Genomic DNA, 20,031 nt, shown 5'->3' with positions numbered 1-20,031 from the left:
CTCATCAGTATTCCTTGAGTTAGTGGGTTACAGATGTAGCGATAGGCTTTTAAGAATGACGGGTATGATATACTTATGATTTGGAAGTTTACCCAGGACAAACCCAAGATGGGGAAAATGCTGAAGTAGATATTTTTATCACGGTTGGATAATGCTAGGACTAAATTTAAGGTTGCCTGTGATCTGGATAAAGCGATTTAACCAGGAATTTACATATCATCTTTTTTGATTTCCTTCCCATTGGCGCCCGTTGTTTTAGCTGGCTTACCAAAGCTATAATTGATGCTTAAATTACCCGCTATTCTCCTGCTCCTGCTTTGGCTGGAAGTTTGGTAACCATATCCGTATATCCAGTTATAGTTATTAAAATAAGGTTGGTGAAAGTTATTAATGGATAGGCTGAAATTTAGTTTGCTTTTAATGTAAGTAGCGGATAAACCGGTGTTAATTTGTGCTTTTGTTTTGGATTGAAAACTTGAACCCCCGCTGATACTCGAGTTTGCGCCTAATCTAATATTCGGCACGGGTGTAAAACCCAGAGTGAGCCCATTTGACCAGCGGTAAGCATTTGTTGATTCTTTTTCGCTAACCTTGAATGCTCCAAAAATGTGGTTTGTGAATAACTGAACAGTAAAGCGCGGCAAAAGGTAGAAATTTATAGATAGGTTGCCGTTATAATCGTTTCGGCTGGCTAGATTGCGATAAGTCCGGATACGTACGTTGCTTACATCTGTTGTATCAAAAGTTGAAATCGCATCCGTTGTATGCTTATAATTTCCCGTAAAGACAAGATTGATACTTTTTACATTGGTATTGTATATTCCTGAGAAATATAGCGATTTCGAAGGCTTTAAATAAGGGTTGCCAATGATAACCTGGTTATCAGTATCGTACTGTGCCCCATAGTTTATGATATTGGTCAGGTTGTTTAAATTTGGCCTGGATTGACTGTATTGTGCTTCAAGGCGTATGCTGCCGTTTTTTAAGCTCCGTTGTAATGATAAATAAGGGGAAAAAGTAGAAAATGTAAATTTATCCCTTCCTTTAAGGTTAGAGATGTGATCGCTGCTGTAATCCTGTTTTAGAACAGTTCGCAGGGATAGCCCCTTAAAACTCTTGCTCCAGCTAGCAAGTAGCGCCCCATAGTTATAGGCAATATTGTTATCTTGAAAAAGATTGACAAGGTTACCCGCTAAATCGGTTTGGTAAGTATAATCGTAGCGCTGATAATTTTTGCGGTTGAAATAACGGGCTACAAATTCAAAATCCCCAAGCCCCTCATGGTTAAATTCATAGCCTAGTAAACCGAAAATATTATTCATTTTCGTGGTATTATCGCTGTTGTAGTTACTGTTTGGTAAAAATACGTTTAACAGAGATTGGGTATTTACAGAAGTTTCACTTAAAGTATGGTTATTATCGTATTCCAAGGCGATATCAAATCTTTGGCTTACCGCTTCGCTTTTCTTGATTTTGTATATATAGCTTAGCTTAGCGCCAAGATTTGGGTTTTTACCCATCGGATTGCGCATATCGAGAGCGGTAATACTCTCATTATTTAATGCACCGTTCTGATACTGCTGCATTCGGTTGGCAATACCGTATTTGGTTAGGGAAGAACCGTAGCTTACAGATGCATTTAAAGTGCTTTTGGGATTGATAAAATAACTATTGGCAACGCTAAATTGATAGTTTTGGATATTAATTCCGCTGATTTTTAAATCCCGGTTTTCCTGGGCGAGGGTTTGATCGAAAAAGGTTTTAACATAGTTTTCTGACGATGGGGCATATTGCAAATTACCTGAGGTGCTAAAGTTAAGCAAGTACTTGTTTTTACTCAAGGACATATTGCCCATTGCCATAGACGAATTGCTGCCCGCATTTGCAATCACACTCCCAAAATAACCCTGCTCATACTTAGTGGCTACAAAACTTAGTGTTGGCCCTTCGGTTTTGAGGTCATAAAGGTTCAACTCGATTCTTTTATAACTGTTGCCGGTATTGCTGCTATTTAAGCTATTGGTTATCTGATTGGAAAAACCCGCAACGTTTACACCATCGCGTAATACTGTTAATTCTTTTCCCATGTAGCTGACTTTCCCCTTGTCGTCAACTTCTATACCCGGTATGGTTTTTAAGATTTCGGCAAGGGTGAGTAATTTAGCATCAGCAATTTTACTAATGTCCAAAATTACCCCCTTTGCCGTTTCTCTTAGGGGTTTATTGCTCCCCTTGATAGTTACATCTTTAAGCTCTATAGGCTTTTTTTCCTGGGCATAACTATTCAAATGAATAAATACAATGGAAATAAGAACAAGAACTCCTTTTTGTATGTAATCCAAAGCCTAAAGATTAGTTCATTTTTTTAACATATACTTTTACGGTATCTATCAATTCTTTTTTGGATAGAAAGGAGATATTACCTGCTTCTACCAATTTGTAGCTTTCCGTATTGCGCTTGGTTAAAGCACCTGGATCTTGAGCTGGAGGGTTGAGGTCTAATTCTACTTTGCCATAATAAGTATCGTTTCGCATAATGATCATTCCGTAACCCTTATCATTGGTTTGACTTGGGAAAACAAGTGTGCCACTCTTGTAAACGTTAAAATAGTGGTTTGCAACAGGTGCATTTGTGCTCACATCGAGGAGTTGCACTACTTTTTTATAAATTTTGTTGCTTTTAGCAGACCCGATCCCTCCGGAGCGCATTCGGGCCCTTTCAATATCTCTTGCTACTTCAGATTGTGCTTTAACTCGCACGAAACCTAAAGCTAAAAAAAACGTAATCCAAATTGCTTTTCTCATGTTTTACAAAAATTAAGAGTCTACTTATCTTGTTAATTATCGATACTAGGGTTGTTCATTACATCCACAAGTGTGGGTAATCTTGCTAGGAATATCGCAGGTACTGGTCTCGTCATTAAAATGCAATCCAGGAGGACAACTTCCGATGTACCAGTAATAGGGTGATGAGCTACCGGCACATAGGTAGTATACAGAGCAATCGGTAGTAGATGCAAAATATTTACCAAGCTCGTCATCAGCACATTTCACAGGGGTGACTACCTGACTTTTTGTAATGGTTACGCCTGCTAACAATAGCACGGCCGTCGTAATTGAGAACATTTTTTTCATGATGTTTTATTTAAGTTTTAAGAATAAAGAATTCTGTTTATTAATCGCCCAATACTACACCCTTTATGGTTAACTGTATAGGTGCATTGACTGCGTTTGATCCAATTTCCGCCATATGGCTGAATTCACCAGGCTTGTTTGATGAGAATGTCAAGGTGATATTTCCACTCTTTTTAGGCTCAATACCCTCTTTTGGATAATCGGCTACCGTACAATTACAGTCGCTTAGAATATTATTGAACGTCAGTTTTGCTTTACCCAAATTGGTAACCTTAAAAGTTGCAATCTTTTTTTCTCCAAATTTTACATTTCCGAAGTTCTGCTCAGTCTGCGAAATCCCAACATAAGGCTCTTTAAAAGCGTCAAATTTGCTGTCGATAATCATTTTGAGCTCTGTCCGAAGGCCATTATTAAAGTAAAGTGATGTTCCATCATTTACCGATAATGCCAGTTTTGCAGCTTCATTACTTTGTATACTATCCTTTTTTAAAGCATAATATTTCGCCAGTAAATAATTATTATAAAAAGTTGAATAAGCCTTTATACTCTTTTTTAGGGCAGGCTCCATCAGGTCTATTTTAGCTGGATTTTGTTTAGATTGGTATAAAGTCCAGTAGTATTCTGCGTTATAGCCATTTTCAACATAGGTTAACAATCTATCCGCAGACATGCCTGTCTCATCACCGGGCTGGTAGAAATGATCAACCCATTTTTTACCCTTTAAGACACGAGCGATATAGGTTCCCATTTCTTTTTTATTAATGGCTCCCATTTCAATTCCCGTTAATTGCATTTTATTATTAAAGAATAAAAAAATAGGAAAACTACCTCTGTTTAAAAGCCTCGCGAGCCATTTGTTTCCGACAGCGTTTTCATCTACACGTTGCAGGACAAAATTTTGATAAATACTTTCGGCATAGTCTTTATCTTTCATCAGGTCAACTTCAAATGACTCGCATATGGTACAGCCTGACTTATTTGAAATTAAAATCAAACCTTTTTTTTCTGACACAGCAGTTTGAAAACCTTCAGTGATGGATTGGTTATGGAGAAAAGTTTCTTTTTTAGGTTGCTGCTTGCAGGAAAAAAGAAAAAATACAAGAAATAGAGTAGCTACTGTTGAGAGCTTTTTCATTAAGAAATTAAATTTAGGTGGTTGATATAATTTTTATTATGGACAATTCAATTTAAGGATCAGGCTAATGATCTTAACAATCCCTTAAATATATTTGAGAGATGCCCAAAAGCATCACCTTTTACTTTGTCGTTAAAGCGGATGGAGAGATGAGTTTGATCTCTGTTTGGTTTTGTATTTGTTTTATTGGTTAGGTGCATGTTTAGAACGAAATATATTGTAATACCTCGATTTAAATACATGACGGTTAACTAATATAGTAGGGAGTAGATTTATTTTAAAATAATTTTAAGGGATAATGCTGTTGTAAGAATTGATCAGTTTTCTCGGCCTAAACTATTCCCATGTGGATTTAGTTTTAAACCCGATACCCGGGAGATTGGAATTGCACCAATACAGAACTATAATTAAACGAATCACCGCGATTTAGCTTATGGATTGAACTCCCCACCAAAATTGACGGATTGGAGCTTACCAGAAAGGCCTTAAAAGAGGGGATTGGTATCTTTCCTGGACAGGTATTTTCTACCTTGCATAGCTATGATAATTATATCGGAATAAACTATTGCCTTATTAGCATTATTACCACTAAACAGGGCATTATAATTTTTTTTCACCGTTCATTTCTTAAATTAGGTTAAGAACTGCCGCCGCACAGTTAACTAATTTTGAATGCTAAAATAAAATACATAAAAAATGTTATCAAACACCGACTAGACGTATGGCAGATTGAGCCTTTGTACTGGGACTACTTACGGTTTCGATAGGTACTCCGTTCTGGAGGGTGATTGTGGTAGCAAAGGTATGGCGGGCAATATGGTAGGAAAGAGGTATTTTGATACCGCATATATCTGCGATTTCTTTCAGTGGGCTAGGCCAACAGCGCTTTGCCACCTTGCGGTGGTAAGTCTCTGCTAACCAGCCCCGAACCGTACGTACATGTCTCCATGTATACGGCTCTCCATTGTCAACATAACCTTACTTATCATAGCTTTTGTGGATTAATGCATCGAAATATTGACAGACTGCGAGCGTTTTACGATGGCGTTTGATCATCACTGCATTCCATCTGGTGTCAGCTTTAAGCTGATTGATGTTACGTACGTGATGCATCACGAGGTCTCCCATTACACCGCACAGTTCATACTTTTTCTCTTTTAACCTTTCCACAAGTGCGGGGGCTGGAAGATACATGGTGTTAGGTGTTTTATCGTATTGATTATCCTCGTAAATATCTGTAAAGCGTTTACATTTGAAACCGCCATTATACCACACTCTTTGTTTCCCGTTGCCTTTGTTGTCCCTGTAGGGGATGACCACATCCGTTCCATCTCTATACTTCTCAAGTATTTGTCCGACGGTTCTTTTTTGCTTACGGCCAAGCGTTTTGAGTATGCTATATTTCATGAAGTAATTGAACTTCCATCCCCGATAGCTAATGTAGTCTCGTCCTGCTATAGCTTGTCATTAAAAGCATAAACAAAGCCAATTAATTTAATTGCCTTAAGAAGATAAAAATCATACTGGAAAAATTTATTAAGAAAAAAAACGTTATGTTGTTAATAATAAATCTATAATTTTGTGATATGGCCAAGAAAATTGCGAAAGACAGATTTCAGGTAGAAATGTTTCCGTTCACACATGAGCATTCAAACCAGATTGCTAGGGGGGGAAGCTACTTTCAAAACCTTTATGCTAGTAAAATTAGCGCAATGGAATCAGTCATTCAAAAACTTAGAGAAGAAGATTTGAGTAGGGGTTATTGTTTCATGGTAACTGATCGGGAACTTTTGGAGGATGAGGCTTATTACTTATATCCTGATGGAAGTATTAAAATTGAACAGGTTAACCTAAAAAATATCGAACTACCAAGGGTCGTGTTAAAGGTACTTAATAAGCGCGAAAGCGAGTTGGTTAAGCGAAAACATGCCATCCTTAAATAAACCACAACTATTTATTATCACCGGAAGCAATGGTGCTGGTAAATCAACCTTGAAGCAGGCATTGCTCCCAGTCGAGTTTGATCAATTACAAATATTTGATGGAGACATTTTTTTCGCAAAAAAGCAGACTGAATTCTATCAACAATTTAAAGTCAGTAAGGAAGCCCGAAAATTAGCAAACGAAGCACTAGAAGAGCACTTTTTGGAATTAGTGGACGACCACATTAAAAACCATAAACACTTTGCTTATGAAGGCCATTTTACTGGTCATGGTGCTTGGAAAACTCCCAAACGATTTAAAGAAGCTGGTTTTGAAATAAATCTTGTTTTCTGTGGGCTTGACCATGTCCCATCATCGGTAAAAAGGGTAGATATGCGCGTCAAGAAAAACGGGTTCCATGTTAGCCCATTGGATATCGAAAATAACTTCTATGGGAATATGCAGATGCTTGATGATTATTACCCCATTTTTCATACCATTGAAATTATTGATACAACAGGTAAAATGCTACCGATCTTTAGCATTCACGGTGAAGATTGCTATTCTCCATTAAGCGATTCAGAGTTGCCAGAATGGTTTAAACGGTATTTGCCCAAAATGTACAGCCAATTAATACGATCAAGAAGTATTGACTAAGATATTATGCACTGACAAAAATAGCTGTAGATCCATTTTTTTGTGAAATACCCAGCGTGTTTAATATGTTGCAATAATGAACCGATAAGCATATTAGTAAGGATAAGGCAAGTATGTTTAACTAAAATAACATCTCAATTTAGTTTCAGTCATTTCCACCACTGTTGAATATATTGATCCCAAAAAATTCATCATGTCGGTTGTGATGGCGTTGATCTCTACCCCCGGCTGGGCAATAGCGAACTCAAATTCCGCTTCTTTATATCTAATCGCTTTTTTAATATATTCTGTATCGCGGCTACTGCCGTGAAAATATCTTTTACCCTTTAGTGCACCAGTGCCGTTCCGTCTATCCATATGTTTTAAAAGTTCTTCAGGTTTCCATTTGTAGCGCAAAGAAACGACAGCCTGGCCACATACCTCATAGAGATCATCAAGCCTGGCTCCAGCTTTTGCTTTCGAATATTTGCAATGTATGAGTTCAAATCGGACCACATTATCCTCCTCAAAAATAGCTACAACATCAGCGGATTAACCAGAATTGTCATCGTTAAAAGCGATTACGGCGCCGCGGTCAACCATATTCTTCATGATGTATTCTTGGACTGAATAGGGCCTTGCTATTCCTTTTTTATACATTGATTCCGTTGTAAAAACTACCTCTTCCCATGAAAGCTTTTTGATCCTATCATTTGGTATCTGTATTATAGCACTATCCCCAAGATTAAATCTAGTTTGAATCGATCCTGAGATGGTTGAACCATCCATAATAAATAGCGTAGGTGGATTTTCTTCAAAGAATTTTTTTAGCGGCAAAGGATCGCTTTTTAATCCGACAACGTGTACTTTACTAATATCTAGTCCTTCCACGATATGTCCGTTATCGCCACCTAAGGTAATTGAAAAATCAAATTCTTTTTCCAACACATTTAGCACAAAATTAGCTTTCTTCCCAGCTACAGAAATACTACGAAAGATGCACTCCGATAACATAACACCCGAAATCTGAGGCCCCTCCATTGACAGCTTATGGATTTTGGTATAAAGTTCCTCATTCCAGTCGGTTGCCAGTACAATAATAGATTCTGGAAAAACTTCAAGTTGAACCTTTTCTGCGGAATCTTTCAAAAGCTGATTGGCATCTATTGAATCATCAGTAATCAGACTACCCATCTTCTGGCACCAGCCTTTCCACTGTAAAACATCTCCAATGCGCGCAGGGCTCCATACCTTGCCTTTAATAGAAGCGCCAACACTTTCTGGCATACCATCTCTAAAGCCAATCCCGACAAAGTCCGATTTTTTAATATTTCCACCTTTTTCCATTTGGAAAGTTCGGTAGTTACATCAGGGGGCGAACCTTCTCTGCAATCGCTTGTATATTAGTATTTTGAAATCGTTTTTAAGCTTTGGCAACCAAAAGCTCACCTCTATTTTTTATGCAAATTCTTAATGTTAAAGATAAGTAATTTTTCGTATTTAGGATATCTACGAGTTCGTTTAATTTACTGATTTATTTAAAGGAATGCGAGGTTATTTGACAGGATCGACTGAATAGAGGCAGTTTTCTCCTTTTATTTTAGCGTTAGTCCATCATCCGTTCAAAAACATCATTTATCTGCAGGCTGGTCGACAACCAAAAGGTGGGGAAGAACCACTTTTAGCGAAATCCCCACTAAAGGCAAAACATTTATTTAATATTTGTCATGGATAAACTAATGCATAAAATTATTTAAGGAGTAGATGTGTTATAAATTTTTCAAGTATTAGGATGAATACAGCAAGAGATTTGGGGATAGACGTTTTAATTTTGTTATAAAATTTATAGCAATGAAACATTTTAAAAAATTAAAATTCGCACTTATTCTAGCACTGCTCGCAACAACATTTTTTAGCTGCAGCAAAGATGAAATTGTGGATGAGAAGCCATTGACACCAAGTGAGGTGCTGGCGAGTACAGCATGGGAAACCACAAATGCCAAAAACAATAAAGGAGAAAATGTGGTATTGACAGATGCTAACGTTTCTAATTTCGTTGGCTTCGCGTATTTTAAATCTAACGGTACCTTTACCATGTACAACCTGGATAACTCACCGAAAATGCATGGTGACTGGTCAGTATCTGCTGATGGCAAAACCCGGACTATTGTGGCAAAGAATGATGCCGGCGTCACGCTATTTACAAGAATAGTGGATATCACAGTGTTGACCAAACAGGAATTTACCTACAGAATTTATCCAAACAATAGTGATAAAACCGTTTATTTCGATATTATCCATACCCCAACCACACATAAGGAACCTTAAGTGAAACGTTAGCGCCATCATTTAGCTATGCGCTAAATGTAGCTTTTGAAACGGATCCGGATTAATCAATATTTAGCTGATTGGTCCGGATTTTTTTATAAATTCCACAACCAGTTAAAGCCGATGGATGGAATTTCTTTCGTTTAATGTTTTAACTGTTTATATTGATGGATGAAAACTTCAATTAGAGCCTTAACTGGAATGAAAAAAGCGAATTCTATATCGATGATCAGTATTCAGGGATTTCGGGAAGAGCAGTTGGCAGGCCGGGAGGAGATTTTATTCAATGAACTGCACGGCAAAAGGATCATAGAAAAAGCCCATGCACACGATTTTTTTATCATCAACCTCTTTGATAACGCTAAGGGGGTTCACACAATCGATTCCATCGACCACACAATCAGCAATCACCAAGTGCACGTATTGTTTCCAGGACAAGTACATAAATGGAATATCAGTGAAGGCACTATTGGTTACCAACTCATGGTCGAACGTGCTTTTTTTGAGAAATTTGCCCCATACTTCCGCTTTTCATTTACCAACTATCAGAATCACCCGGTAATACAATTGACAGGCAATGCTTTCAGTCTATTGCTTTATGAATTTGATGCCATCAAAAATGAGTTGGAACGTGAGGATTCCCTGGTGCATTTGATCAGTGCACGTGCTGCGGTCATTGCGGCGATTGTTAGCAGGGAAGCGGAGCTTGCTTTTACTGAGTTTAAGGTCTATCAATCCAATAAACGATTGGCTACCTTCAATATGCTGATAGATGAATATTTTAAAGAAGTGAAACTAACCAGGTTCTATGCTGATAAACTGAATATTTCTGCCAATTACCTGAATATTCTTTGCCAGAAACATTTAAAAATATCCGCAACCCAACTGATACAGCAGCGGGTAGGAACGGAGGCTAAAAGACTCTTGCAAACTACCGGTCTATCTATTAAAGAAATTGCTTTCGAGCTTGGTTTTATAGATCATGCCTATTTCTCCAATTTTTTCAAAAGCCAGACCGGGATCTCACCGACCGAATTCCGGGAAAAAGGATAATTTTTTTAATAACCACCGGAAATCTGCAAGGTTATAGCTATGCCCGTTGTATGATGTTGCAACCACATCGTCAAGAAAATGAGGAGAATTCTATTGAAATGAAATACAAAGCTAAAAGATTAGGTGAATCGAAACGTTACCCTATTCTGGAATGAAAAGCAACACTTAATACATGCGGTTGGACCTTCGAAGAGGATCAGCAAACATATGGGGACACATTACACTTGTTCTTCTTTTGGATTTTGAAAGCCGATTCGATATATTGTACACTTAATATGAGCTATCATGAGGCTTAAACTAAAGGAAGAGAATACGGGCGGTGAATTGCTGCTTTTTAAAGAGGAACCAGGTTTTGACAGGTTACCGTTGACCAGGGATCGCTTTGATAAATATTTTACCATTGCCTGGAACCCTACCCAAAATAGCCAACGAATTACCATTGATGGGGCGGAATTCGACTTTCCAGCCAATTCTTTGGTCACGCTTTTATTTAATCAGTCTTTTGGTTTTGAAAATTCTGCTTGTATTGTTGCCTGGCAGTTTAATCGCGAATTTTATTGTATCATCGATCACGATAACGAAGTAAGTTGTGTAGGATTTTTGTTCAGCAGTACTGATCATTTATTCATTGAATTGGATGTGCTTTCAAGACAAAAGCTGCAATTGCTATTGGACGTTTTTATTCAGGAGTTTGAAACCTCGGATAATATCCAGAATGAAATGCTGCTTGTGTTATTAAAACGTCTGATTATTTATACGACCCGTTTGGCAAAATCGGGATATATTCCTGTCAAAAAACTTCAGGATGAAAGGTTCCATATCATTCGGAAATTCAATCTCCTGGTGGAGGCTAATTTCAAATCGGAGCATTCAGTTAGTTTTTATGCTGATGCACTTTGTAAGTCACCTAAGACCCTATCAAATCTTTTTGCAATTTTCGCACAGAAAACTCCCTCACAAATCATCCAGGAAAGAATTATGGCTGAAGCTAAACGACTTTTGTTTTATACTGACAAATCTGTAAAAAATATAACTTATGATCTGGGGTTTGAGGATGTAGCTTACTTTTCGAATTTCTTTAAAAAAAATGCGGGCCAGTCGCCTTCGGATTTCAGAAATGCACCGATTGGATTAAAGATGGGAAATAATCACAACTAATCGGGAAATCTGCTAATTATCCGGCGTAGCTTTTCAGTGCAACTTTGTAGTGTTGATTCAAACATAAAACATCAACTGCAAAGAAAATGAAAACTCTAAATCTAAAAAACAGAATTAAAAGTGTGGTTTTAGCCACAGCAGTAGTATTGGCTACCATCGCAGGTTCGGTTAATGAAGCAAACGCCCAGGAAGTAAAGAATGTAGTATTGGTACATGGTGCATTTGCAGATGGCTCTGGCTACAAAGGTGTTTATGAAGCCCTTACCAAACGGGGCTATCACGTAACCGTTGTTCAAAACCCATTGACCTCACTTGAAGACGATGTAGCGGCAACAAAACTTGCGCTTGATGCACAGGATGGCTCCGCTATTCTCGCAGGTCACTCATGGGGAGGGGCCGTAATTACACAGGCTGGTAACCACCCTAAAGTTGCAGGACTGGTATACATTGCCGCCTTTCAGCCGGACAATGGCGAATCAGCACTGAAATGGTTCCAGACCGCCCAGCCAGCTGCTGAAAACGGCGTTCTGCCACCTAATGATAAAGGGATTGTCTACTACGACAAAGCAAAGTTCCATGCTGGTTTCTGCGCAGACCTGAGTAAAGAAGAAGCAGCGTTCATGTACGCATCTCAAGGTGCATTTTATGCCAAATGTTTTGTAAACAACATTACAGATGCTGCATGGAGAGTTAAACCAACATTTGGTATTGTAGCTACAGAGGATAAAAGCATCAATCCTGAAATTCAGCGCAATATGTACAAACGTTCCAATACCAAAGTTACCGAGATCAAAGGCAGTCATGCCGTTTATATCTCGCAACCGGAGAAAGTAGCTGCTGTCATTATTCAAGCTGCCAAAGAAGTATCAAAAAAATAATTGCACCTTTTATTACTGACCGTCGATCATCCTTTATCTTTTTAAGATATCAAGGATGATTGACTTTTTTTATTCTGAAAATAAAAACAGGAAAAAAACATCTTCGTAGTCTGCGAAACAGATATTTTATAGTTATTATATTCCTGATTCCTTCCAGTCATTATCTAGTTTTTACAGTTTATAAGTTCAGTACATAATAGAGCACATCTTCGGTAGTGCCGTCAAGCCAGCTGCAGGGTTCCCGATGACTATAGTGAAAACCAAAACGCTGATTGGCGGCTTTGGAAATGAGGTTGCTCTCACGGTGGCTTACACATAAACGTTTTAACTGATGGTCCAATGCCCATGCCATCCTTGTTTTATAAAAAAGTGCAGATAGCCCGTTTCCTCTGTGTTCTTTTTGGATATAGGACTGGCCCATATACCCTTCCTCTTCATTTATTAGCAAAATACTGGTCATGCCTACAAACTCATCATTTGCAAAAAGGCCAAAAACGGCTCTCGGATCTTTTACCCGCTCCAGCCACTGAATATCAGTAAGGTCAGCTTCCGCAGGAGTGGTACACCTGAACATGGCTGGCTCAGTTTGGATTGCCTCCAACCGCATGGATTTATAAAGACTGGCTTCGTTTTCCATAAGTTGACGGATACCGTAACTTTATTTAGAATTTAATTTCCGAACTTTCATATACCATATCAATGTATGGTGTAAAGTTACAAAATGTACAGTTTATACTGAATTATGTAAGCTGTCCGCCATAGAAAAACCAAAATTTCTCTAACTGTATGGGTGATCTTGATCAGAAAGGGAAATAATTACAAATAGACGGGAAATCACTCTAATAAGGTGCCTTGATATTCGACGCATCTTTGTATTGTTCAATTATTTATAAACTTTTAAATCAATAAAACAATGGAAAATCTAAATGTAAAAAATGTGATATTAGTTCATGGCGCATTTGCCGATGGTTCTGGCTTTAAAGCACTTTATAACGAACTGACAAAAAAAGGCTATAATGTTTCGGTAGTACAAAACCCTTTAACTTCATTGGAAGATGATGTTCTGGCAACTCATGTTGCTTTGGAAAGGATTGGTGGCCCTGCAATTCTTGCGGGACACTCCTGGGGAGGGGCAGTAATTACAGAAGCGGGAAACCATCCAAATGTAGCTGCCCTGGTTTATATTGCAGCATTTCAGCCAGACACTGGTGAATCGGCCTTGCAATGGTTACAAACCGTGCCGCCTGCACCTGAGAATGGCGTGCTTCCTCCGGATGAGAAAGGCATTGTATACTACGCCAAAGATAAATATCACGCTGGTTTCTGCGCAGATATTGACGCCGAAGAAGCTGAATTTATGTATGCTTCACAAGGTGCCTTTTATGCCAAAGGATTTGTGAGCCCGATTACCGACGCGGCCTGGAGACATAAACCTGCTTACGGGCTGGTAGCAACTGAGGATAAAAGCATTGATCCGGAAATACAAAGAAACATGTACCGCCGCTCTGATACCAGGGTAACTGAAGTTAAAGGAAGCCATGTCATCTTCATGTCGCAGCCTGAAATAGTTGCAAATGTGATTATTGAAGCCGCTGAAAAAGTATCAGAAGTTTAATTTTCATTGCTTTTATTTGAACCGCATGTCCGTAGGGACATGCGGTTTTTGTGCTGTTATCGTGTCCCATAGATTTGGTATTTAGGCAATGGTGATCTTCATCATACCTGAATAGGATTAAGTCTTCAGGTAGTTTGTAGTTAATGGTATCATTTCATCTGATAAAGATTACCACGTTTTATTGTCTGGCTGATGCTGTCCATAGTTGAATTATTCAATAAATGAGTCTGTTGTACTATGAATTTCAAATAACCCTGATCAAAAAACTCATCGATAATTTTATTTGATAACGTATGGAATTTATATAACTTAGTTATTGAGAGCGTTAATTTAATCGGGCACTGTTTTAGGATAGTGTCCGTTTTTTTTACTATTCTTATTTTGTCATTGAGAACCAAACTAACTATTGAGCGAAATCAAAACTCAATATTGACTATCTTATTGTTGTATTCAGGAAATTAAGTAACATTGCGCTTAAAAAGCCATAAATTATATTTTGGAAAGGATTGTATGTCTGTTAAATCTCTAAAGTCGGAAAGCGAGGAGTACTTGATTCTTCTTGTAAAAGAAGGGGATTATACCGCCTTTGATGAATTATATAACAGGCATTGGAGTGCTTTATATGGCATGGCTTATAATATCCTCAGGGATCATAGCAGTAGTAAGGACATCGTACAGGATATCTTTATCTGGTTTTGGGAACATCGTGATCAATGGAATTTAACTTCTTGTAAAGGGTATCTACTTACGGCGGTAAGGTTCAAAACGGCAAATTATATCCGGGCAAATAAAGCAAGGAATGAATTTTATCTTGGGATTTCCCAGAAAGATAGGGCACCGATTGATGAGAGCATGCTGATGGAAGTCCGCCAGCTTGAATCGCTGATTCATAGAATTACGGAAGAACTGCCTGAACGCTGCCGGGAAGTTTTTTCAATGAGCCGCTTCGAGCAGCTATCCAATAAGGAAATAGCCGAGAAAATGAATATTTCGGAAAAGACTGTGGAAGGTCACATCACAGCGGCACTCAAAAAAATGAAAGAAAAGCTGGGAAAAGGTAATCCTATTTTATTTTTTTTCTTCTGATAGCCAGGTGTTTGTGTGTTTTTTTTAAGAAAATTTCTTTTGCAGGCAAGGGATAACCTACCTGAGGATTGCTTTACACTATATTAACCTTAGCGTAATGCAGAAAAAAGAAATTATAGAGATTGCCGCCAAAGTATCCGAGGGAACTGCAACCACTGAAGAAATGGCGATCTATATCGGTCACATTGATTCGTTTATCAGGGAATACCCTGAATGGGAAAGTTTGAATATTGGAGCAAAGCAGGCTATTCAGGCAGAGCTAAGATCAGATATTTATGCCCAGATCAATAATGGACAATTAAAATTACATTCTTTTAAATTATGGCCCCGTATTGCGATTGCCGCTGCAATTGTGCTAGTGTTTTTTGGTGCCGGACTGTTTTATTTCAATCTGAATAATAAACAAAAGCAGCCTGATCAGCTTGCTTACAAAAATGATATTGCTCCTGGAAAGGTAGGTGCGACTTTGACTTTGGCAAGTGGAGAAAAAATAAAGCTGGCTGATGCTGTTAATGGTGAGATTGCGACCGAAACCGGTATCCGTGTGAGTAAAACAACAGATGGCCAGCTTGTTTACCAGATTGAGGGAAACACAAACGGGGATCACCAGATCAATACCCTTTCCACCGCTAAGGGAGAAACTTATGTGTTAATCTTACCGGATCAATCTAAAGTCTGGTTAAACGCAGCTTCAAGCTTAACGTATTCTGCTAGTCTTAATGAGCGTGGAAAACGCAGGGTAAGACTTGAAGGTGAGGGGTACTTCGAAATCACAAAAGATAAAGCGCATCCCTTTGTAGTAGAGAGTAAAGGCCAGGAAGTTGAAGTATTGGGTACCCATTTCAATGTAAATGCTTATAACGATGGGTCAGCCATTGCGACGACCTTATTGGAAGGTTCGGTCAAAGTGACCTCAAAAACAAATGCCTCCAAAATTATAAAGCCTGGTGAACAGGCCTTAAATAATGGACAGTCTATTGTGGTCGATAAGGTAGATATTGAAAAAATTACGGCCTGGAAGGATGGCGGTTTTGATCTCAGTGGGAAAAATTTGAAAACTGCCATGCAAGAAATTTCCAGATGGTATGACGTAGAAGTCATTTATGACCTATCAGTTCCGGATGAACTGGAGGCAGGGGGATGGATTTTTCGAAACAGTAAGCTTTCAGCTGTATTAAAGCTTATTGAATCAAGCGGACAGGTGCATTTTAAAATTGAAGGTAGAAAAATCTACGTGTCAAAATAACCAGAATCATCTTTTATGAAATATATCTAACTAACCTAATTATTTAACATTCAAAATCAGCAGGATGAGAAAAAGACTACGACAGCAAAGCTAAGGCTAAAAAAACGAACCAGGAATGCTTGTAACACCCCTGGTTGCAGTTTGGAATAATTAATTAATAATCAAATATCACAGCAAGCGCCTCCACCGTGGAAAGTACAGGCAAATGCTTAACCAAACTAAACAACAAATGTATAAAATTAATACCAGGAAACGGGGTACAGCTCTGCTATACCATAAAATATTGCTAATTATGCGATTAACCACCGTAATATTAATAGCATCCCTCATACAGGTCAGTGCAGCTGGATTTGCACAGCGAATCAATATCAATAAACGAAATCTCAAACTGGAGACAGCATTGAATGAAATCCGAAAACAAAGTGGATATAACTTTTACTATGATGGTAAAATTATACCAAAAAATAAGTCGCTGGATATTTCGCTTGATGATGTAAGCATTGATGTTGCCATGCAGACTGTTCTAAAGGACTTTGCATTGAGTTATAAGATTGACGGACAGTCAGTAGTGATTAAAAAGAAAGAAGAGGCATCCTTATTCGATTATATCATTGCCCGATTTCAGCGCATTGATGTCAGTGGACGGGTTTTGGATCAACAGAAAAATCCCCTGGTAGGGGCAACCGTTAAAGTAAAAGGAACCAGCCAATCTGTTGTAACTGATGAAAAGGGCCTGTTCTTTTTAAGTAATGTAAATGAGAACGCCATTCTGGTCATCGCCTATGTGGGCTATGTGACTCAAGAAATAAATGCGGGCAGAAATTTAGGAGACATCGGGATGCAGCTTTCAGACAATAAACTGGAGGAAGTAAATGTAATGGTAAGCACCGGTTACCAGAGCCTTCCAAAAGAACGGGCAACGGGAGCTTTCGGTTCAGTAAGCAGGGCTACGCTAGACCATCGTCCGGTTTCCAATCTTTCCTCTGCGCTTCAGGGAATGGTTGCCGGTATGCAAGCCAGGGAAAAAGAAGATGGAAGTGTAGATTTTCTTATTCGGGGAAACAGTTCATTGTATGCCGAAGCAAGGCCTTTGGTGGTAGTGGATGGTTTTCCGATATCGGGAAGTGATTTTTCTGACATCAATCCGAACGATATAGAGTCCATTACTGTACTGAAGGATGCAGCAGCTGCCTCAATATGGGGCGCCCGCTCAGCAAACGGTGTGATCGTTGTGGTGACAAAGAAATTAAAAGGTGCCAGCAAGCTGAGCGTAGAAGGAAGTGCTTTTTCGAGGATTTCCGGTAAACCAGACCTCAATCAACTGCTCACTACGGCCAATTCGGCCGATCAGGTAGCTTATGAGCGAAAGGCCTTTGAAAACAAATGGGAATTTAACCCACCTACAAACTCGTTTTTTGATATTTTTAGCCCACTTACACTGGCACAGGAGTTGATGTATGGCAATAAATCTGGAAGAATAAGTACCGCGGACATGAATGCAGGCCTTGACCGACTGAGTACAATTGATAACAGCCAGCAGATCAAAGACCTGCTGCTGCAGAAAGCGGTACTGAACCAGTACAATGTCAACATACAAACCGGTACAGAACGTTCTAAAACCTATGCTTCGGTGATGTACGAACAGAATAAGAGCGGCTATATCAAGAGTGGCTATGACCGTTTTAACCTGAACTTTAACAATGATTTCAAAATTACGCGCTACTTAAACTTTAACCTTTCGGCCAACCTGCAATACAAGAAACAGGAAACCAGTGGGGCAACTGTAGCCGAATTGCAGGAATTATCGCCTTATGAAGTGCTGTTGAACGATGATGGCAGCTATGGCGCAAATCTAAAAGGCTACAATAGGTACCAGCTTTCGCAGGTGCCTTTGGATAAATTCAACTATCCCGATGTCTCTTATAACCTTTTGCGCGAAGTAAGGGGCAGAAGCCGTAAGAATGACGTATTGAGTAGCAGGATCCAGGCAGGCTTAAATCTGACTATTCTTAAAGGCCTGACTTTCGACACCAGGTTCCAATACGAGCGCTCCAAAACAAATTACGAAGAGATTTATGATGAAAGTACCTTTTATGTAAGAGACCTGTCCACTATGATGACCGATTACAACTATAATACTAAAGTGGTGGTAAAATCTTATATCCCTAAAGGAGGTATTTTAAAGGGAAAAGCATCTACCAGGTCAAACGGATTGCCTTACGATGTAAGTAACGCAGATCTTGAAAGTTTCCTGGTGCGTAACCAGTTTAACTATGATAAACTGATTGCTAAAAAGCACCAGATCTCCGCAATTGCAGGGATGGAAATTTCAAAATATACCACCTCTTCAAGGGCTAATCCTTATGTGTATGGATACGCTCCGGATAAGCTGCAGGCCACAACACCTCCTTATGGTTATGGCAGTGCTGCTGATCCGATTCTGGATTTCACGGGGGGCGTATTTTATAATGCGATTCCGGGTGGAAATACTGTATTTGACTGGGTAAGGAATAAATATGTTTCCTTTTATGGAAACGCTTCCTATACTTATGACAATAAATACACCCTTAGCGGAAGTGTAAGAAGTGATGCCTCAAACTTCATTACAGATGATCCAAAGTTACGATGGTCGCCATTATGGTCTGTTGGTGCAAAATGGAATGTGATGAATGAGAATTTTATGCCAAGAAATGGCATTTTTAACCGTCTTGAACTTCGTCTGACTTATGGAAAGAATGGAAATGTTGAGGGTTCTACTTCTACAAAAGCATTGCTGAGTGTAGGAACCAGCCCTAGTGCCACTACAGGAACAATTGTAGCCACAGTAGCCGACAATGGCAATCCATCCCTGCGTTGGGAAAAAACAACAAGTACAAACCTGGGGATTGATTTTGCGATGTTCGGTCATAAGCTTTTTGGCTCTATCGACCTGTACAACAAAAAAGGTAAAGACATCACCGGTAATATTGCCCTGGCAGCGGCAACAGGAACTACCTTGCAGAAATTTAACAATGCAGAAATTACCAATCGCGGTATCGAGCTTAGTCTGGGAACAAATTTAACTATCCCAAACACAAAAATTGGATACAGTACCTCGTTTAACTACGCTTACAATTACAATAATGTTGACAATTTATTTAACCCGACTTTCCTGCCTTACCAGCTTTTGGGGAATGTTTTTGTAGAAGGAAGACCAGTGAACCCTGTATATAGCTATACTTATATGGGGATGAAGGACGGGGTACCACAGGCTGCGGGGCCAAACGGCAGCTTGCAAAGTTTTAACGACCTTACATTTTACAACGGTGGCAACGGGTTGCAGTTTTTGAATTACGAAGGTACCGGAACCCCACCGCATACACTGGGATGGACAAACAACATCAGGGTACAAAATTTTAACCTGACGGCCATTTTTATTGGAAAAATGGGTGGTGTTTACCGCAATCCTACCTTTGACTATGCTGCAGGCGTTGTGGGCTCCTTGAAAACACAGGTGAACAGGTTTGTTAGTGATGTACTGGCTGGCGATCCGGACCTGCCTGGTTTTGCCAAACCTAGTGAAGCCCAGTTGTATCGATGGAACCGCTATTCGCCGATATTGAATACCCTAATCGAGAGCTCTTCTTATATTGAATGCAAGGAACTTACGCTGGAATATAACCTGCCAAGAAAACTAGCGGAGCAGATTAAAGTAAACAATGTTAAATTCTTTGCCCAAACGCGCGATGTAGGCCTGGTTTGGCGAGCCAATAGCAAAGGCTATAACCCTGACTGGCTTCCGGGAACCAACAGACCTGCACAAACCTACACTTTTGGTATTAACCTTCAATTTTAAGAA

General features: G+C 39.1%; 18 protein-coding genes and 1 pseudogene. 10 read left to right on the top strand and 9 right to left on the bottom strand.

Features of this window, described 5'->3' with window-relative positions; translation table 11 throughout:
- Positions 1 to 209 precede the first annotated feature (209 nt).
- The 6 genes and pseudogenes from DBR40_RS18185 to DBR40_RS18160 form a co-directional block, all read right to left on the bottom strand.
- Complete coding sequence (locus DBR40_RS18185) at positions 210 to 2,342, bottom strand: outer membrane beta-barrel protein (protein ID WP_124561164.1); 2,133 nt, start codon at positions 2,340 to 2,342, stop codon at positions 210 to 212.
- A gap of 10 nt (positions 2,343 to 2,352) precedes the next feature.
- Positions 2,353 to 2,805, bottom strand: a complete 453-nt coding sequence (locus tag DBR40_RS18180; protein WP_124561163.1) for a hypothetical protein — start codon at positions 2,803 to 2,805, stop codon at positions 2,353 to 2,355.
- Positions 2,806 to 2,850: 45 nt separating this feature from the next.
- Complete coding sequence (locus DBR40_RS27290; protein ID WP_370526635.1) at positions 2,851 to 3,126, bottom strand: chitin binding peritrophin-A domain-containing protein; 276 nt, start codon at positions 3,124 to 3,126, stop codon at positions 2,851 to 2,853.
- Positions 3,127 to 3,175: 49 nt separating this feature from the next.
- A complete protein-coding gene (locus tag DBR40_RS18170; RefSeq protein ID WP_124561161.1) occupies positions 3,176 to 4,270 on the bottom strand; it encodes a DUF1573 domain-containing protein in 1,095 nt (364 codons plus the stop codon).
- A gap of 750 nt (positions 4,271 to 5,020) precedes the next feature.
- Positions 5,021 to 5,137, bottom strand: a pseudogene (locus DBR40_RS27040) (integrase); the annotation flags it as partial.
- Between the two features lie 111 nt (positions 5,138 to 5,248).
- A complete protein-coding gene (locus DBR40_RS18160; RefSeq protein ID WP_199748382.1) occupies positions 5,249 to 5,677 on the bottom strand; it encodes a hypothetical protein in 429 nt (142 codons plus the stop codon).
- 179 nt (positions 5,678 to 5,856) lie between these two features.
- Between DBR40_RS18160 and DBR40_RS18155 the strand changes: the two genes are divergently transcribed.
- Both DBR40_RS18155 and DBR40_RS18150 read left to right on the top strand, forming a co-directional pair.
- Positions 5,857 to 6,213 carry a hypothetical protein gene (locus DBR40_RS18155; protein WP_124561160.1) on the top strand — a complete coding sequence of 119 codons (357 nt, stop codon included), beginning with the start codon at positions 5,857 to 5,859 and terminating at the stop codon, positions 6,211 to 6,213.
- Positions 6,197 to 6,850 (top strand): zeta toxin family protein, encoded by a 654-nt coding sequence (locus DBR40_RS18150; protein ID WP_124561159.1) that lies wholly within the window; start codon positions 6,197 to 6,199, stop codon positions 6,848 to 6,850. The genes DBR40_RS18155 and DBR40_RS18150 overlap by 17 nt, the downstream gene beginning before the upstream one ends.
- A 117-nt stretch (positions 6,851 to 6,967) precedes the next feature.
- Here DBR40_RS18150 and DBR40_RS18145 read toward each other — a convergent pair whose 3' ends face one another.
- A complete protein-coding gene (locus tag DBR40_RS18145; protein ID WP_124561158.1) occupies positions 6,968 to 7,207 on the bottom strand; it encodes a hypothetical protein in 240 nt (79 codons plus the stop codon).
- 174 nt (positions 7,208 to 7,381) lie between these two features.
- Complete coding sequence (locus tag DBR40_RS18140; protein WP_124561157.1) at positions 7,382 to 8,176, bottom strand: hypothetical protein; 795 nt, start codon at positions 8,174 to 8,176, stop codon at positions 7,382 to 7,384.
- Positions 8,177 to 8,680: 504 nt separating this feature from the next.
- Between DBR40_RS18140 and DBR40_RS18135 the strand changes: the two genes are divergently transcribed.
- The 4 genes from DBR40_RS18135 (at position 8,681) to DBR40_RS18120 (ending at position 12,246) form a co-directional block, all read left to right on the top strand.
- Entirely contained in the window at positions 8,681 to 9,157 is a 477-nt protein-coding gene (locus DBR40_RS18135) for a DUF4822 domain-containing protein (protein ID WP_124561156.1), read from the top strand.
- 171 nt (positions 9,158 to 9,328) lie between these two features.
- Positions 9,329 to 10,210 (top strand): AraC family transcriptional regulator, encoded by an 882-nt coding sequence (locus DBR40_RS18130; protein WP_199748381.1) that lies wholly within the window; start codon positions 9,329 to 9,331, stop codon positions 10,208 to 10,210.
- A gap of 285 nt (positions 10,211 to 10,495) precedes the next feature.
- Positions 10,496 to 11,368 (top strand): helix-turn-helix domain-containing protein, encoded by an 873-nt coding sequence (locus tag DBR40_RS18125; RefSeq protein WP_124561155.1) that lies wholly within the window; start codon positions 10,496 to 10,498, stop codon positions 11,366 to 11,368.
- An 86-nt stretch (positions 11,369 to 11,454) separates the two neighbouring features.
- Positions 11,455 to 12,246 (top strand): alpha/beta fold hydrolase, encoded by a 792-nt coding sequence (locus DBR40_RS18120; RefSeq protein ID WP_124561154.1) that lies wholly within the window; start codon positions 11,455 to 11,457, stop codon positions 12,244 to 12,246.
- A 178-nt stretch (positions 12,247 to 12,424) separates the two neighbouring features.
- Here the strand turns inward: DBR40_RS18120 and DBR40_RS18115 are convergent, their stop codons facing one another.
- On the bottom strand, positions 12,425 to 12,883 hold the full coding sequence (locus DBR40_RS18115) for a GNAT family N-acetyltransferase (protein WP_124561153.1): 459 nt from the start codon (positions 12,881 to 12,883) through the stop codon (positions 12,425 to 12,427).
- Positions 12,884 to 13,159: 276 nt separating this feature from the next.
- Here DBR40_RS18115 and DBR40_RS18110 point away from each other — a divergent pair, with 276 nt between their 5' ends.
- The 4 genes from DBR40_RS18110 (at position 13,160) to DBR40_RS18095 (ending at position 20,028) form a co-directional block, all read left to right on the top strand.
- On the top strand, positions 13,160 to 13,861 hold the full coding sequence (locus DBR40_RS18110; RefSeq protein ID WP_124561152.1) for an alpha/beta hydrolase: 702 nt from the start codon (positions 13,160 to 13,162) through the stop codon (positions 13,859 to 13,861).
- Between the two features lie 510 nt (positions 13,862 to 14,371).
- Positions 14,372 to 14,947: an RNA polymerase sigma-70 factor gene (locus DBR40_RS18105; protein WP_124561151.1), complete on the top strand. Its 576-nt coding sequence runs from the start codon at positions 14,372 to 14,374 to the stop codon at positions 14,945 to 14,947.
- A gap of 97 nt (positions 14,948 to 15,044) precedes the next feature.
- On the top strand, positions 15,045 to 16,193 hold the full coding sequence (locus tag DBR40_RS18100) for a FecR family protein (RefSeq protein ID WP_233603927.1): 1,149 nt from the start codon (positions 15,045 to 15,047) through the stop codon (positions 16,191 to 16,193).
- A gap of 229 nt (positions 16,194 to 16,422) precedes the next feature.
- On the top strand, positions 16,423 to 20,028 hold the full coding sequence (locus DBR40_RS18095) for a SusC/RagA family TonB-linked outer membrane protein (RefSeq protein ID WP_233603926.1): 3,606 nt from the start codon (positions 16,423 to 16,425) through the stop codon (positions 20,026 to 20,028).
- The last annotated feature ends 3 nt before the right edge of the window (positions 20,029 to 20,031 follow it).

The organism is Pedobacter sp. KBW01, from assembly GCF_003852395.1.
Classification (GTDB): Bacteria; Bacteroidota; Bacteroidia; order Sphingobacteriales; family Sphingobacteriaceae; genus Pedobacter.
The sequence above is the reverse complement of the archived record's forward strand: the minus strand, read 5'-3'. Positions and strand labels throughout refer to the sequence as shown.